The organism is Guptibacillus sedimenti (assembly GCF_028610665.1).
Lineage (GTDB): Bacteria > Bacillota > Bacilli > Bacillales > Guptibacillaceae > Guptibacillus > Guptibacillus sedimenti.
On the sequence record NZ_JAQQWV010000005.1, the window covers coordinates 83138 to 98790 of the forward strand.

Annotated in this window: 11 protein-coding genes; 3 read left to right on the plus strand and 8 right to left on the minus strand. The window is 38.7% G+C overall.

Going from position 1 to position 15653, the window contains the following annotated elements:
- Window positions 1-42: 42 nt before the first annotated feature.
- Window positions 43-489 carry a staygreen family protein gene (locus tag PQ578_RS18360; RefSeq protein ID WP_273835886.1) on the minus strand — a complete coding sequence of 149 codons (447 nt, stop codon included), beginning with the start codon at window positions 487-489 and terminating at the stop codon, window positions 43-45.
- Window positions 490-622: 133 nt separating this feature from the next.
- Between PQ578_RS18360 and PQ578_RS18365 the strand changes: the two genes are divergently transcribed.
- On the plus strand, window positions 623-835 hold the full coding sequence (locus PQ578_RS18365) for a YuzF family protein (protein WP_202407304.1): 213 nt from the start codon (window positions 623-625) through the stop codon (window positions 833-835).
- 13 nt (window positions 836-848) lie between these two features.
- Window positions 849-1739: a manganese catalase family protein gene (locus tag PQ578_RS18370; protein WP_098446235.1), complete on the plus strand. Its 891-nt coding sequence runs from the start codon at window positions 849-851 to the stop codon at window positions 1737-1739.
- 37 nt (window positions 1740-1776) lie between these two features.
- Here PQ578_RS18370 and PQ578_RS18375 read toward each other — a convergent pair whose 3' ends face one another.
- The gene (locus tag PQ578_RS18375; protein ID WP_420541592.1) at window positions 1777-2943 is read right to left on the minus strand and encodes an endonuclease; all 1167 of its coding nucleotides are present in this window, start codon (window positions 2941-2943) and stop codon (window positions 1777-1779) included.
- Window positions 2944-3214: 271 nt separating this feature from the next.
- Here PQ578_RS18375 and PQ578_RS18380 point away from each other — a divergent pair, with 271 nt between their 5' ends.
- Window positions 3215-4771: an ABC-F family ATP-binding cassette domain-containing protein gene (locus PQ578_RS18380; protein ID WP_273835888.1), complete on the plus strand. Its 1557-nt coding sequence runs from the start codon at window positions 3215-3217 to the stop codon at window positions 4769-4771.
- Between the two features lie 17 nt (window positions 4772-4788).
- On the opposite strand, the gene PQ578_RS18385 is transcribed toward PQ578_RS18380, so the two are convergent.
- The 6 genes from PQ578_RS18385 to PQ578_RS18410 are packed head-to-tail and all read right to left on the minus strand — an operon-like array spanning window position 4789 to window position 15431.
- Window positions 4789-7677 carry an ATP-binding protein gene (locus PQ578_RS18385; RefSeq protein ID WP_273835890.1) on the minus strand — a complete coding sequence of 963 codons (2889 nt, stop codon included), beginning with the start codon at window positions 7675-7677 and terminating at the stop codon, window positions 4789-4791.
- Window positions 7670-8035 carry a response regulator transcription factor gene (locus tag PQ578_RS18390; protein ID WP_273835891.1) on the minus strand — a complete coding sequence of 122 codons (366 nt, stop codon included), beginning with the start codon at window positions 8033-8035 and terminating at the stop codon, window positions 7670-7672. Before PQ578_RS18390 ends, PQ578_RS18385 begins: the two co-directional genes overlap by 8 nt.
- 50 nt (window positions 8036-8085) lie before the next feature.
- Window positions 8086-11361, minus strand: a complete 3276-nt coding sequence (locus tag PQ578_RS18395; protein ID WP_337958030.1) for a hypothetical protein — start codon at window positions 11359-11361, stop codon at window positions 8086-8088.
- On the minus strand, window positions 11362-12750 hold the full coding sequence (locus tag PQ578_RS18400; protein WP_273836026.1) for a glycosyltransferase family 2 protein: 1389 nt from the start codon (window positions 12748-12750) through the stop codon (window positions 11362-11364).
- A 13-nt stretch (window positions 12751-12763) separates the two neighbouring features.
- On the minus strand, window positions 12764-13807 hold the full coding sequence (locus tag PQ578_RS18405) for a HEAT repeat domain-containing protein (protein ID WP_273835894.1): 1044 nt from the start codon (window positions 13805-13807) through the stop codon (window positions 12764-12766).
- A gap of 25 nt (window positions 13808-13832) precedes the next feature.
- Window positions 13833-15431, minus strand: coding sequence for a diguanylate cyclase (locus tag PQ578_RS18410; protein WP_273835896.1), 1599 nt, complete (start codon window positions 15429-15431; stop codon window positions 13833-13835).
- Window positions 15432-15653: the final 222 nt, after the last annotated feature.

Below are 15653 nucleotides of genomic sequence, written 5' to 3' on the forward strand. Positions count from 1 at the left end.
CTATCATTCTCAGTGAATTGTAAATAAAGAAAAACAGCCAGTCTATTTGTACTGGCTGTTTCTATATCTTCTAAATGATCCATAGTATTCGTAAGCTTCCCACTGTTCTTCATTAGAATCAAAGTAAATCCAAATCGGTACATCATCAAGTTCCGGATAAGTTTGAAATAACCTCGTATCTCCTACTCTTATAGCAGATAATGCCCCTGGCAACTCTTTTCGAAATATACGATTCCTTACTTGTTCTCTCCCTTCTTCAGTTGGATCATCCACTAAAACATAAGCGTAATAATACAATCCACAGTCGTTTCGAAAGCTTCCAAGCACCTCATCTCGAATGAAAGAAATACGATCAATGGCATATTCTTTTCCAATCGTTAAAAATAGCTCACCAGTAATATCAGAGTGAGTTAATGTATACTTTCTTCCCAATACACATTTGTTTCCGTTCATCCCATCACGATACGTCACTGTAGGTTGCTGTTTCACTTATGATCACCCTCTTCCCTAACAGGTTATGGGCAACCATTGAGATAGGTTCATTTCATTCTTATAGACTATGACAACCTATTCATTGCGTAAATTATAGCAGTAAAAACTTTTATTGAGAGGATGAGAGAATTTGAGTCAACAGCCTCAATTAATCAGCTCTGTAGACCCGTATGTCTATCAAACACTCCTGTCGATTGAAGGAAGAATGATTACAGTACAAACAACAAATGGATCGCTCCAAGGAATGCTGCAATCCGTGATGCCAGATCATATTGTTCTGGAAGTGAATGAAACCCCTTTTTTTGTTCGAATTCAACAAATCGTCTGGGTATTTCCTAATTAATAGGGGGGATGACATGTTTAAGCGATTTGATAAGCAATTGATTGAACTTCCGATACCAGAGCATGGCGATGCAAATGCTGCAGCTGCTGTACAGGATTTGCTTGGTGGACGCTTTGGAGAGTTATCTACTTTAAATAACTACATGTTCCAGTCATTTAGCTTTCGTGAGAAAAAAAAGTTAAAACCTTTTTATGATCTTGTTGCCAGTATTACTGCAGAAGAATTCGGACATGTGGAACTGGTCACAACCTCAATTAATCTGTTAACCACAGGAAGTTCTTTTCAAGCTCCACCTGATTTAACCCCGTTACAAAATGCTAAGGACCTGCGTAATACAGCTCAATTTGTTGCTACAGCCCAAACAGCTCTTGCAGCTGATAGTATGGGTAATTCCTGGCGTGGCGATTATGTCTTCAGTAGCGGAAATCTTGTTCTTGATCTCCTTCACAACTTTTTTCTTGAGGTTGGTGCACGAACCCATAAAATGCGCGTCTATGAAATGACGGATCATCCCACCGCACGTGAAATGATCGGTTACTTACTCGTGCGTGGCGGAACTCATGTACTTGCATACGCAAAAGCGATTGAAATTGCGACAGGTACAGACTTAACAAAAATGCTCCCAATACCAAGTCTTGATAACTCTAAATTCGACTACGCACGAAAATTTGAAGAAAAGGGATTAAACAATGTTCTTTACACATGGAGTGAAGGAGATTATCTAGGAATTAAACAAATTTGGAAAGGTACGAATCCAGAAAATGGGGAACGTCTGCGCGTGATAGAAGGAGCTCCAGAAGGAGCGCCAATTCCTAATCTAGATGATCTTCCAGAAGAATTTGCACCCGGAATTACGAAGGATCATTATGAACAGATTGCCAAGCGGTTATTAAGAAATTTATAAATAAAGTACCTGCCTTAGTTTCGGCAGGTACTTTTTTCTACCAGATCGCTTCCACCCATTCAGGATGGTCAATAAACGGATTCCGGTTATGTTGGTACTGGTCATAAATCACATTGTTTCGATTTTCTTCAAAAGAATCCACTGGATCTATTTCATTCCAAGCCTTTAGTACAGAGACCTTACCGATATATGGTGATGATCCATTGTTTACAAGGTCATTTACCTCAAGATCAACTTCACCGCTATCGCCTTCGTAACGAACCGCCATATAGAAAATCATTCGAGCCACGTCCCCTTTTACACGATCGCGCGGCTCCCAGGAATCGCTATCGTAGTAGTTTCCAGGTGCTTCTGATTGGGGAGAGCCACCGTTATCAAAATCAAGATTCCCACGTGAGCTATTAACGGTAACATCAGTTGGCCGCAGGTGATGAATGTCTGTACCCGGTCCCATCGATGTTCCAAAATCTCCGTGAGATTTTGCCCATACGTGTTCACGATTCCAGTCGTCTACATTTCCACCGTTTTCATACTTACTTTGAGACCGTCCACTATAAAGAAGAAGCACATTATTAGGATTTAATGGATCTTCATCCGTCACCCTCAAGGCATCCCACACATCACTATAAGAAAGCTCTGTATGATCATCGATAATCGTATGCAATTCTGTTTTCAAAGCACTTCCTGTTTTCCCAACAGCAGAGCGATAGTATGTATCATCATAAGGAGATGATGTGCCTTCTCCAGTTTCATCAGTACCTCCGCTGTCAGCTAATTCGATCGTTGAAACACTTTTAACTCCAGCATGTGCAAAATAATCTGTTAAACTACCACTTACCACAACTGATTCACCCATTAAATTCGGGTTACTCCTTAACCCAAAATCACTTCTTAACGAGGTTGGTACCTGAACAAAAAGCATTTCATTGATATTCGTTTCATCTGCCTGGTCAGCAATTGCAATGGCATAGTCATCTGAGAAACTAGATGTGGCAATGGAGGAAGTTGATTCTGGTTTTCCTACAATAATCCCTTCGACTGCTCCACTACTCCCCTGATTTGCAATCCCCTGTGTAACCGAATATGGTGATGACGATGTTCCTGTGCCATCTGCAAATGATGGTGTAATTGTGAAATACATCATAATTAACGAAACAACTAACATAAAAACTACCGTCCCATACGTACGATGTGCCGTGTTCATTTTACTTCCCTCCCCTTTATAATTGCTTCTTGTTCATGAAGCCTCTTCTAGTTTAAACGTACACGATTTACCCAGTGGTAACACGATGTAAATATTCCTTTATTTTTAATAGGTCAAATGCATTAGGTTAAATAAAACCAAGCCTTTTTTACTACAAATGTTGCTCTGACGAAAATTCCCATCGTTTTCCCCTCTTCCTGACTTTCATCAAAGCTCATTGTCCGATATAATCAATGAGGATTGTTAAACCATAAATAAAGGGTGTTTTCCTATGAGTATATTAACCGTGAAAAACCTTACGCACGGATTCGGTGACCGTGCCATCTTTGATGATGTATCTTTTCGTCTATTAAAAGGTGAACATATTGGATTAGTTGGAGCGAACGGCGAAGGTAAATCAACGTTCATGAATATTATTACAGGTAAGCTGGAACCTGATGAAGGTTCTGTAGAATGGTCTAAAAATGTGAGAGTTGGCTATCTTGATCAGCATACTGTTCTTGAGCGAGGCATGACAATTCGTGACGCCCTGAAAGGTGCTTTTCAATATCTATTTGATTACGAATCAGAGATGAATGAACTGTTTGCGAAAATGGGGGAAGCTTCTCCAGAAGAACTAGAGAAATTATTAGAAGAAACAGGAACGATGCAAGATATGCTTGCTAACAATGATTTCTACGTCATTGATGCAAAAGTAGAAGAAATTGCACGTGGGCTTGGACTTGATGAAATAGGCCTTGAAAAAGATGTTCAGGATTTAAGTGGTGGGCAACGAACAAAGGTCCTTCTTGCTAAACTACTTCTTGAAAAACCAGATATTCTTCTTCTCGATGAGCCAACGAACTACCTTGATGAGCAGCACATCGTCTGGCTCAGACGGTATCTCCAGGAATATGAGAATGCGTTTATTCTTATTTCACATGATATTCCTTTCTTAAACAGTGTCATCAACTTGATTTATCATATGGAAAACCAAGAATTAACAAGATATGTTGGTGACTATAATAACTTCTTGTCAGTATACGAAGTGAAGAAGCAACAAGTTGAAGCCGCATTTAAGAAACAGCAACAAGAAATCTCTCAGCTCAAGGACTTTGTTGCTCGTAACAAAGCACGCGTTGCCACACGTAATATGGCCATGTCCAGACAAAAAAAGCTTGATAAAATGGATGTTATCGAGATCGCAAAAGAAAAGCCAAAACCAGAATTTCATTTCAAACAAGCTCGTGCTTCTGGCAAGCTTATTTTCGAAACAAAGGATCTTGTGATTGGTTACGATGAGCCACTATCTCGTCCATTAAACCTTTCAATGGAAAGAGGTCAAAAAATAGCCCTCATGGGTGCAAATGGTATTGGTAAAACGACCCTTCTTCGCAGTATTCTTGGCGAAATCAAACCAATTGAAGGATCCGTTGAGCTTGGCGATTACCTTTATACTGGTTATTTCGAGCAAGAAATCAAAACAAGAACATCAAACACTTGTATTGAAGAAATGTGGCGAGAGTTCCCACACTACAGCCAGGCGCAAATTAGGGCTGCTTTATCGAAATGCGGTCTGACGACAAAACATATTGAGAGCAAGGTCGATGTTCTTAGTGGTGGTGAAAAAGCAAAGCTTAGACTTTGTAAATTAATGAATACAGAATCAAACTTACTAGTATTTGATGAGCCAACAAACCACCTTGATGTTGAAGCTAAAGCTGAACTAAAACGCGCATTAAATGAATACAAAGGAAGCATCATTTTGATCTCTCACGAACCTGAATTTTACCAGGACATCGCAACGGATGTCTGGAACTGTGAAGATTGGACAACAAAGTTAGTATAGAAAGAAGGCTTATCCGTTTAATCGGATAAGCCTTCTTCTTTTTCTTCAAACGAATAATCAGGTACTAATATTTTTCCATTGTTATTCTTGTCCACAAGAGATTTAATCAGCGATTTCGTCAAGTTTTTGGGAGGATACGGTTTAATAAGGTAGTCTTTTGCCCCTAGTTCAAATCCACGCTGCTTCTCTTCACTCACGGTTGAAACAAAAATCGGTATATTTTTTGTACGCTCTGTTTCTTTGACTGTTTTCAACACGTCCCAGCCACTCATAAGACCATCTAACATTATATCAAGGACGATTCCCTCAGGTGTCATTTGCTCAAGGAGCTCAATCGCTTCTTCACCACTTCTACAATGACGGACAGCAAACCCGTTTCCGGTAATTTCCTCCATCAATAAGAGAGCGAGACTCTCATCATCCTCTACAATCAAAACGCCAGAATCTTGAAGTTCTCCAGATTTAGAGTCTACCGACTGCTTTTCGATTCCTAGTGGGAAAACAAGAGTAAACGTACTCCCTTTTCCCAATTCTGATGTTACCAGAACGTCGCCATTATGAGCAGTCATGATCTCCTTTGATATGGCAAGTCCTAGTCCCGTTCCACCAATTTGGCGTCGGTCTGAATTATCAACACGAAAGAACTTTGTAAATAATTTGGTGAGTGCATCCTGTGGAATCCCAAGACCTTCGTCTCTAATATCCACGTAAAGTTGATCATTCTCTGCTCTAAATCTCGTTAATACAGTGCCGCCTTCAGGAGAATATTTAACTGCATTGCTGACAAAGTTATTGAACACCTGTTTAATTTTATCCCCATCACCAATAATCTCATGTTTATCCGCCAAATCTTCAATAGTAAAAGAATGGAGCTTGGAATGATCGCGGTAATTATCGAGTACTTCTTCTATCATCTCTTTAAGATTAATTCGCGTTTTATCATAGTTTTGCTTACCAGCTTCCATCCGCTGAATATCAAGAAAATCATTGATTAGAGATGTTAAACGCTTTGCTTCTTTATAGATCGTATTTAAATATTTTTTCTGCTTCTCAGGTTTTAACTCTTTGGATAGCATGAGCTCCGTAAAACCAAGGACACTCGACAGGGGTGTACGAAGTTCATGACTTACCGTACTGACAAATTCGTTTTTCATTTCATCTACTTCATGTTCACGGGTTATATCCCGATGGACGAAAATGGAACCAATAAATTTACCGTCAGTGTATAAATGCTCGTAGTACATTTGGATAAATAGGGAAGGTTCTGTCTTAGTTTGATAGATAAGTTCACTCTGTTTAGGCTTAACCCCTGCAATCACATCATGAACGTATGAATTCACTGCATCCCGATCATTTAAATCGACTTGCATAAGGAACTTAGAACTCCACTCAGTAAACGGTTTTTCATTCGCACCATCAGGAAAGCATGCATCCAACATCGTACACATTTGATCATTCACAGCACGAGTTGTTCCTTCTCTGTCAACGAGCTGAATCCCTTCACGAATCGTATTCAAGATCTCTCTATTGATTTGTCGCTCATTCTCAGTCGTTTCATATAATCGAAGCTTATCGAGAGCGAGCGAAATTTGACGCGACAAATCGGATAGTTCCGTTACTTCATCAGTCGTAAATTCCCCACCTATTCTCGTAATACAAAGTAAAGCGACTGGTTCGTTATCTGAAAGAACTGGAATGTAAATATCATTTGAAATTTCTTCTACTCCATGATAACCTGCTTCCCCAATTGAAGCCTGTCTTTGAACAATATGAAATTTCTTTTGCTCGATTGCTTTAACGCCAGGTCCGTCTAGTAAATGATCAATCCATTCGTGGACTTTCTCTTGACTAACGCCAAGTGATGCATAGTCTTTCCCTTGATTTAGCATAACGATAATACCCTTATCAGAGTTAAGGATATGAATCATATTCGTAATGATACTTTGCAATAGTTCGCTTTTCGTTAAGGTAGACGCAAGCGATCGATTTAATTCATTGCGATGCTCTAACACTTTTTTTTGTACATTCATCGCTTTTACATTCTGTTCAAGCGTGAATTTACTTCCTTTAAGTTCTTCGCTCTGCTCGACTAATGCATCGTTCGAAGTAATGAGTGCCCTCTCATTTTGTTGTATATTTTTAACCATTAAATTAAACGATCGTGCAAGCTCCCCTAGTTCATCTGATCTTCTCACATGCGGCATTTCCACATTTTCTCCTGAAGATACTTGGCTAGAAGCTAACGCCAACTCCTGAAGTGGTTTACCTATGCGCCTAGCCATAATACCAGCAAGTATCGTTGCAATTAATAGAAGAAAAATAACAAATGAGACGAAAAACATCTGCAAATTCGATAAGCGATCAACCAAATCTTGCTCAGTTGTAGAGATTTCGTTCTCAACGTCAGAAACAAGGTCTCGCGTTTGATCTCTTAAATCATAGACTAAATTACTCCCGCCCTGATCTTGAGAAAGCTTTTGCAACCCTTCTGTATTATCTGAAGCTACCTGTACTTTTGCGTCTTCAAAAAGATTATAATAATTAACCAATTCACCTTGCAGGTCTGAAATATATTCCTTTTCTTCTCTACTTTCTAGCTCTGGTTCAAGCTGTTTGATCTTATTTGCAATCATATTTTTTTGTGTAACATAATTCCTTAAAAAAGGTTCATCTATACGAAAGCCTAAATACCCTCGAGCCTCAAAAAACATATCATTCAAACTATCTTCCAGTTCAACGGCATACTGTTGTTTTTGTCGAAGGTCGACCACTTTCTCCTCATACTTTGCTTCAATTGACTGACTATAAAGTCCCAACCCAGCTGCCGCAATTAGTATTAATAACAAAAACCCACTCATAAACCAGACAAATTGTCGCGATAAACTACTTTTCCATTGTCTATTCACCTAAAATGTCCCCTACTACGTTTGCGAGTTCCACTGGGCTAAACGGCTTAGAAATAAAATAATCCGCTCCTGCCTCTCTTGCAATCTCTTCATCTTTTCTTTGCGCTTTTGCAGTAAGCATCATGATTTTAACATCGTGATTCCCTTGCTCTCGGACTTTTTTAATCACTTCAAGACCGGTCATTTCTGGCATCATATAATCAAGTAAAACAAGGTCATACGCTTTGCTTTGAATATAGTCATATGCTTCTGCGCCATCTTCAGCTTCATCGATTTCATAATCATCGTCTTCAAGCGTATCAACGATTAACATTCGTAGAATTTCTTCATCTTCTGCGACTAACAACTTTGGAGCCACGAAAATCACCCTTTTCAATTAATTGAAAGAAGAATAGAAGGGTTTCCCCTCTATTCCTTATATCGGCTAAACTCTTCCTGCATAATATAGTAAGATTGTTTTAATCTTTCATGATAATGTGGTTCTTTCCATTTGTCCCAAGTAAATTCATAAAATTCTTCCAACTGTCCGTTTTTAGTAACCGGTCTTGTTTCATTTATAGAAGCGAGCGAGAGACTTGCATCCTTTTCATCTCCTTCGTACATCACCACACCAACCTTAAAACGGTCTATTTTCTTTGAAGCACTCAGACCGTCTTTCCACATATCCCCCATGATTTCTTTTTCACTTGGATCCTTCACATTGAAAAGAGCCCACGGTAATCGTATTTCGATCGAATTTCCTTTCACAATAAAATCTGAAAGGGAATTGTAATCCTCACTCTCTGGATTTCCATTACCATAGGTTAGGGTACCTGTTTCATAATCATCAAATGGAAACGTTTCTCTTGTGCTCGGAATCGTTAGTTGCTTGTTCAAGGCTAAACGTATTGGATGAAACACATCGTTATCCTTTTTACTGGCATAGTTTTTTTCCTCAATCAGACCAAGGTCTTCAGCATACTGGTAGTAGAATGCATCATAGTAGCTGTGCACGGTAAGTCGTGAAGTTTCTTTTCCAGTCAGGCTAAGTATAAAATCAATTCCAGACGAAGTTTTTAATTCTGGATCTTTAGAAATATCCTTGCTTCCCTGTCCGTTAATCGTATCAAATAGTAGCATCGTCTTATCCTGTTCCATTTGTTCTGGTGACATGTTTTGATAGTCTAGTCGGAAGTAAATAGATTTCTCATCGCTAGTCATAAAGAAACGTTGGAGATTTTGAGTTTTAACAGTTGATTCAAATAAAGGCTCTTCCCCTTCCCAATCCGTTACATCTCCGTCCACTTTTATTTTCAGCTTTTCACCAGGATCAAAACTTAGTAATCCAAACTGCTGTTCATTGGTTTGATCATTTGACCAGAATGGTCGACGATCTGCATTATCGAAATCCATTGTGTTCCATGTTCGTTTAAACCATTCATCCTGCCAGGAAAACACCATTCCACCTGCATAATTTTCTGAAACGATGTTCTCAAACAATTTGGCATCTGTCTTTCCCTGCTTCTCCTCAGAGTTTCCGCCCTGATTCATGCCGTAGACATTCCGATGCGTCATCCCTCTAGAAGCCGGCACACCAAACTCAGCAACTACAACTGGCATCTTATGCACTTTTCTAAGTGCATTAAGGTAACCTGCATAATTGTTTTTCTCACCGTTCTGATCAACATAATTTACGTATTCTTCTTCGTAATTTAGGAAGTCTGGATAATAAGGATAAATATGATAAGAAGCGAATTGACCTGCATAATAGTCTTCCTTTAATTGAATGACATTCGGATCAACGGAAACCAAATCTTCTTTTTCAGAGGGTTCTGCAGGATGATCGAGTAAATCAGTCGTTACCCAATTTGTGAAGCTTACAGGTCTTTGGTAGTTGTATTTTTCCATCTCATAACGAACCGTATCATCCATCATGTTGGCGATCCATATTTCAAAAGGACTCGCATCCTTTGTCGTGAGGAAGCTGCCATTATATTGCTTCATGTCACGATGTTTTTCATTTGTAGCTACAACGACTTGAGGATCCCACTCAATTCCAAGTACCCAGCCAAGTACGTATGGTGACACATCTGCTGTATAACGGCCTCCTGCATGACCCACCTTCTTTTCAATCATTGTATTCCCATGAATAAGATCAACCGTATCTTTCATTGCTTTTTCAAGAAGCTGCGTATTTTCTTTCGCAAAAGCATCTTGAGTCTTAAGAAATGGTTCTTCCTCTACCCACACACCATGAAACAAATAAAGGGGCTTATCTGCTTCTTTATTATGTTCTAAGAGTGCCTCATAAAAAGCGGGCGGATGAATGGTATAAATCCGCACAGCATTTGCATTCATGTCAGAGATTTGATCGAACCACCGTTTGTATTCTGATTTTGTAATCGCTGCTTCCCCTGGAAAGTAACCTGGTTTTGCGATCCCCATATTGACGCCTTTAATAATAAGGTCTGACCACTCTCCACCTTGAAACACTTGAATTTTATCGTCACCAACTTTACCCGCAACCTGAACACCTTGTATAGTAGGGATGTTCACATGACTTTCTTCCCTTTTGGTATCAGTGTCTTTAAGGTTTTGTAAGACCGTTTCCATCATCGGCATATAAACTTTCCAGTAGAAAGCTTCAAGCGTTTCGTTATCACCTGTTGTCAATAAGCGATTAATAGCTGGTGACCACTTATATTGGTGAAAATTCAAGTCACCATCATGATCGGCGTAATCACCCGCAAAATAATAAGAGTGATTGTGTTTCATAACAGCTGGAAAAGATAGAGGAATTCCTGCGTCTTCAAGTGATTTTTCTGCTTCTTGACTCACATCCACTGTATAGTTTGCAAGTACGTTTTCCTCGTCAATTGGTTCCACGATGTCGAACCAATAATGATATGACATCGACTCTTTCACTAAAGAATTTCCAATCCATTCCAATCCTTTTTCATTGAATGAAAATTGAACTGTTTGATCTCCAATGTCTTCTTTCTCAATAACAATGATCGAGTTATCTTCGTTCACAAAAACAACCCCATGATCCGAAAAGTTCCACTTCTCATCATACTGTTTTTCATAGTTATCAATAGCCCAACTCGGAACTTCACCACCGACCGAAAGATCATCGAAATATCGCCCAATCCACCCTGACCACTCAAGGTTTAAAGTTGAATAAAGACCCTGCCGTGCCTTCTCATCAGTCGGACTACCAAATGCATTAAATTCAGCAATAAAGGTTGACCCCTTCTGCACAGCTTCTGAAATCAAGCTCACTTCTTCTTGAGTCATTCCACCGTAAATGATTTCAGAACGATCACCTTCGGATGCTGCCCCATACCAATCGTCTTCGTATACGCCATAGGAGTCCGCTAAATAGATGAGGTCTTTACCTACTAACGAATCTGGAAAAAAGTCGACACTATATTCCTCACCATCTCCTGGATGGAATCCTAGATAATCTTCTGAAGCGTTGTATGGCGTTCCATTATTCTTTATCCACTTCTTATGATTTAAAATCCACGTAAGTCCTTTATGTTCACGATACGTTTTATCTGGAATGGTTTTATCAATAATAACAATATCACTGGTAGATTCATCACTCATAAACCAAAGAAGGACAGGAGACAACAGAATGAGTACTAGTGCTATTACTCCAAGTAGGAAACCAATGATCGTCTTGCGCTTTATGTGACTCACTTATTTTGAAACCCCTTTTCTGCTCATTTCGCCCCAACTGTTGTTTCGACGAATAAGCTGAATAATTCCTTCCACTCTCCAAAATACAGTTATCGGCCTAAACCAAAACGCTTCAGATAAAGAATAGAAATATAGTCGAATTAAATCTTGTACTTTTGTATACCTTCTTAAGCTCCATTCTTCTAGCAGAACAGCACTCATTGATAAAAGTGAGCCATAAATAACTGCTAGAAGGAAGAGAAGGACTGCAAAAGAAGTGTAAATCCCTCCAAAAAATGGGGAAATAATCATAATTATATAGCCTAATAATTCAATGACCGGACCTAGAAATTCAACAATTAAAAAGTATGGCATTGAAACGACACCCACAAGACCATACTTAGGATTACATAGCATTTTCTTATTGTGCCAGAGACTTTCGAAAAGACCTCTATGCCAACGACTTCGTTGTCTTCTTAGGATCTTCGAAGATTCTGGTGCTTCCGTCCAACAGACGGGATCGGGAACATATACAATTCTCTTACCTGACTTCTCTTCTCTAATTTGTTTATGAAGTCGAACAACAAGATCCATATCTTCACCGACCGTGTCTGTTCGATAACCGTTTACTTTAACAACACTCTCTCTGTGAAAGACGCCAAATGCACCCGAAATGATTAATAAGAGATTATGTCTCGAGAGTCCAATTCTTCCCATAAGAAAAGCTCGAAAATATTCGATTACTTGCATAACGACAAGCGGTGTTTTTGATAGTTCAACCTTCATTACTTCTCCCCGCTCAATTGTACAACCATTTGCGATTCGAACACTTCCACCAACTGCCACAATTTCTTCTTTCGAGTCTATGATTGGCTTCATCACTTTCGCAAAGGCATCTCGCTCAATAATTGAGTCACCATCTAGTGAACAAAAATAGGGATAATGAGCAATGTTTATTCCCGCATTAAGGGCATCAGCCTTCCCTCCATTTACTTTATCGATAGCATATAAGTTTTCATAAATGGTTGATTGATAGACGCTAATAATTTCGTTCGACTTAATTTGTTTTCGAATAACTTTCTCAACCTTCACCATTTCAAAGGACTTAATAACGGCTTCTAATGTTTGATCCTTTGAACCATCGTTAATAACGACCACTTCATATTCAGGGTAATTAATGCTAAGAAGTGAACGTACGCTTGGTACAATACCTGCCTCCTCATTATAAGCAGGTACTAGAATCGACACAGGTCTTGTAAAAGAGGATTGAGACAATTCTTCATATGGCTCGTACTGGTCAAGTTTGTATTCTTTCCTTAGTTGGATAGCAGAGATCACAAAAAGGATAAGGTAAAATAAAATAATTCCAATCATATACACAGCTACAAAAATAGTAAATATAAGTAGCATGGTAGAAAACACACTAGCGATAGACACGATCCACACCTCCTCTAACTAACCATTCTTTTGCAGTATCACGCGCAAATGGATCAAAATGAGTTGCCGCAACATCTTCCAACAACGCTCGACCGTTTTCCTGAGCTAGAAGTGATTCGGCTGCAGTGGTTCTAACCCACCAGCTTTCATCTGATAGAAGGTTTAACAAATCTTCGAGAAAACGGTGATCTCTCACCAATTTAAATAACCTAGCTGACATCATCCTTTCTTGCCAGCTTTCTGCATGGAGTGATGCCTTAACCTTCATTGCATCTGTCACATAGCCAACTTTCACAAGAGACTTTAGTGAACGAATTCGAAATTCCGTGTCGTTTGACGTAACAAAAGATTCAATTGTCCTTAAATATTTATACTCTCCCAGCTCTCCCATTACTTCAATAAGAGCGAATTGAACCCAATGAGGAAAGTTACTTATCGAATCAATAAAGTAGTCTAAGTGAACATCATCCAGGCGCCGAAATAGATCCAGATAATAAAAGTTCGGATATTCCTTTTCTTCATCTAATAGAATCATATAAAGACGATCATCTTGTAAGTTTGCAAGAAGCCGCAATACTTGAATCACTTCTAATTCGCTCGTTCGTTTTTTGTCTAATAAACTCACACATTCTTCAACTAGCGAAATCATACGTAATTTTTCAATTCGATGTAGCGTGTTCATACGTATACTCCACCGATGGTGAAGTAGCCTTTTTTTATAATGATCATGCAGCGTCTTTTCCACTAATTCTTCCATTTGATCAGTGGAAGCCTGCCCTTTTATTAGTGAATAATATCGAGTAATGACTTCTTCAAAAGCTTCAATCATAGGATAATTTTCTGGTAGTCGTAACTCCTCTTTCCCTTGAGTAGCGCTGGTAATATGTTCAAGATAATATTTTTTCCACTCACTCTTCTTCCTATCAAAATGGTTCGATCGAACTTTCTGACCGATTAAGAAAAGAAAAAGGACGGTTAATACAACAAATAGGATTAAAAACACCTGGAAAATAATGAAAATAGCACTCATACGTTCAATCGCCTCATTCTTTCTATTAGAGCATCTTCTGAATCAGCCTTTTAATTCTAGCTTCTAATTCCCCCATACTAAATGGCTTTGTAATATAGTCATCGGCACCAAGTTCCAAAGCTTTAACAATATCTTTCTCCGCTTTACGTCCTGTTAGCATCATTACTGTATATTTGCCTTGACTACTTTCATGACGCAATTTCCGTAATACTTCAATGCCATCCATTCTCGGCATAATTCCATCGAGTAAGACAAGGCAAGAAGGACCTACTTTATGCCAGCTATCTTCAAAGAAACTTTCGCCTTCACGATAGCTTTTCACTTCAATTTCATAGTTTTCATCCAGTTGAAACTGTTGGAGCTGAGATGTAAGTAGCGTCCGGATAATTTCATCATCGTCTACTACCGCAATGCGAATCGTTTTAACAGGCTTTATGTCTGTTAGGTTGCTTTCATAGATAATCATTTGATTCCGCCCATTTGCTTTAGCTCGATAGAGTGCTTCATCAGCCTGATTCAATAGTTTTTTATTAGTAGAAGAGCCGTCAATATCCACAATTCCTCCAGAAAACGTTACGGAGAAAGTTTCTTCGTTAAAGCGAAAGTTTTTTGTTCGAAACCCGTTTAACAACCTTTGTAGAAATTGGTCAGCTTGCACTGCTGTGGTATCAGGTAAAAGCAATACAAATTCTTCACCACCGTATCGAATTAAAATATCCGTACGTCTTTTTTCATCGATGATATATTGAGATAATTTCCTTAGGACCTGATCCCCTATTAAATGGCCAAATCTATCATTAATTGATTTAAAATGGTCAATATCAAAAATAGCAAGCGAAGCTTTCTCATCATTTCTCACAAGATCATAGCGTATATAATTTAGCTGGCTATCAAGGTATTTACGATTATAAGCCCCCGTAAGCTCATCGGTTAAGACAGAGTGGACTATTGTTTTTCTTTTGGCAATTTTTCCATTCACTCGTAGAAGATACTCCTCAAACGACACTTCATGTTCCAGGAAATCATCCGCTCCAAAACGATACCCATTAATGCGATTTGTAGCAGAACTAACTGAGTCCGTCATAATAAAAGGGATAAACTGTAACTCGGCTTTTTCTCTCACTTCTTTAGCAATATCTGATTGATCCGTTTCAATTAACTGGTAGTCTACAATGATACAATCAGGATTCATATCGTATAACGCAGTTTGTGCCTTCTTAAGATCCAGCGCTGCAAAAACAATATAGCCCTCTTGCTCCAACTGAGCTTTTCGCTCAATTAGCACCATTGGGTTTGGGTTAATTAACATGATCATCTTCTGTATTGTTGACTCTTCTTCTTTTTCTTTATTTTCTATAGCCGCTTCTAGAATCTCCTGCATGACCGTGTCAAGGAGGTGAATGGTTTCTTCCTTTGATACAATCCGGTCACTTTCAAGATTCATCTTGAACAAAAATGCTTCTGCCTTCTCAGCCGACACCTGATAGCCAACTGTTCCGGCAGTACCTTTGAATGTATGTAAAAAATTATATAATTCTTTTTCCGTCATACTTGCATTTCTTGTACTAATGTCGTCATACTTTTCTTTCATATTCGAAACAAACTTCTTTTTGTATTTCTCCAAGATAATGCCCCCTACTTAAAATAAAGCGTAAATTTTGTCGAACCATTAAATATCTTCATCATAATTGAGTTAAAGTTCCTCTACAAGAAATATTGTGTCGATTTTCCATATTTTATTTAATTATTACAATCGCACCCCTTCCTTCTTCACCCTCTTAATGAATGAAATATTATTTGATGGAAAAAATAGGAGGGAAATGAGCATTTAGAGGGGGAAATAGAA

Coding starts and splice junctions, on each gene's coding strand:
- PQ578_RS18370 (WP_098446235.1), top strand. CDS start 849: ATGTTTAAGCGATTTGATAAGCAATTGATTGAACTTCCGATACCAGAG.
- PQ578_RS18400 (WP_273836026.1), bottom strand. CDS start 12,750: ATGCTACTTATATTTACTATTTTTGTAGCTGTGTATATGATTGGAATT.
- PQ578_RS18405 (WP_273835894.1), bottom strand. CDS start 13,807: ATGAGTGCTATTTTCATTATTTTCCAGGTGTTTTTAATCCTATTTGTT.
- PQ578_RS18380 (WP_273835888.1), top strand. CDS start 3,215: ATGAGTATATTAACCGTGAAAAACCTTACGCACGGATTCGGTGACCGT.
- PQ578_RS18375 (WP_420541592.1), bottom strand. CDS start 2,943: ATGAACACGGCACATCGTACGTATGGGACGGTAGTTTTTATGTTAGTT.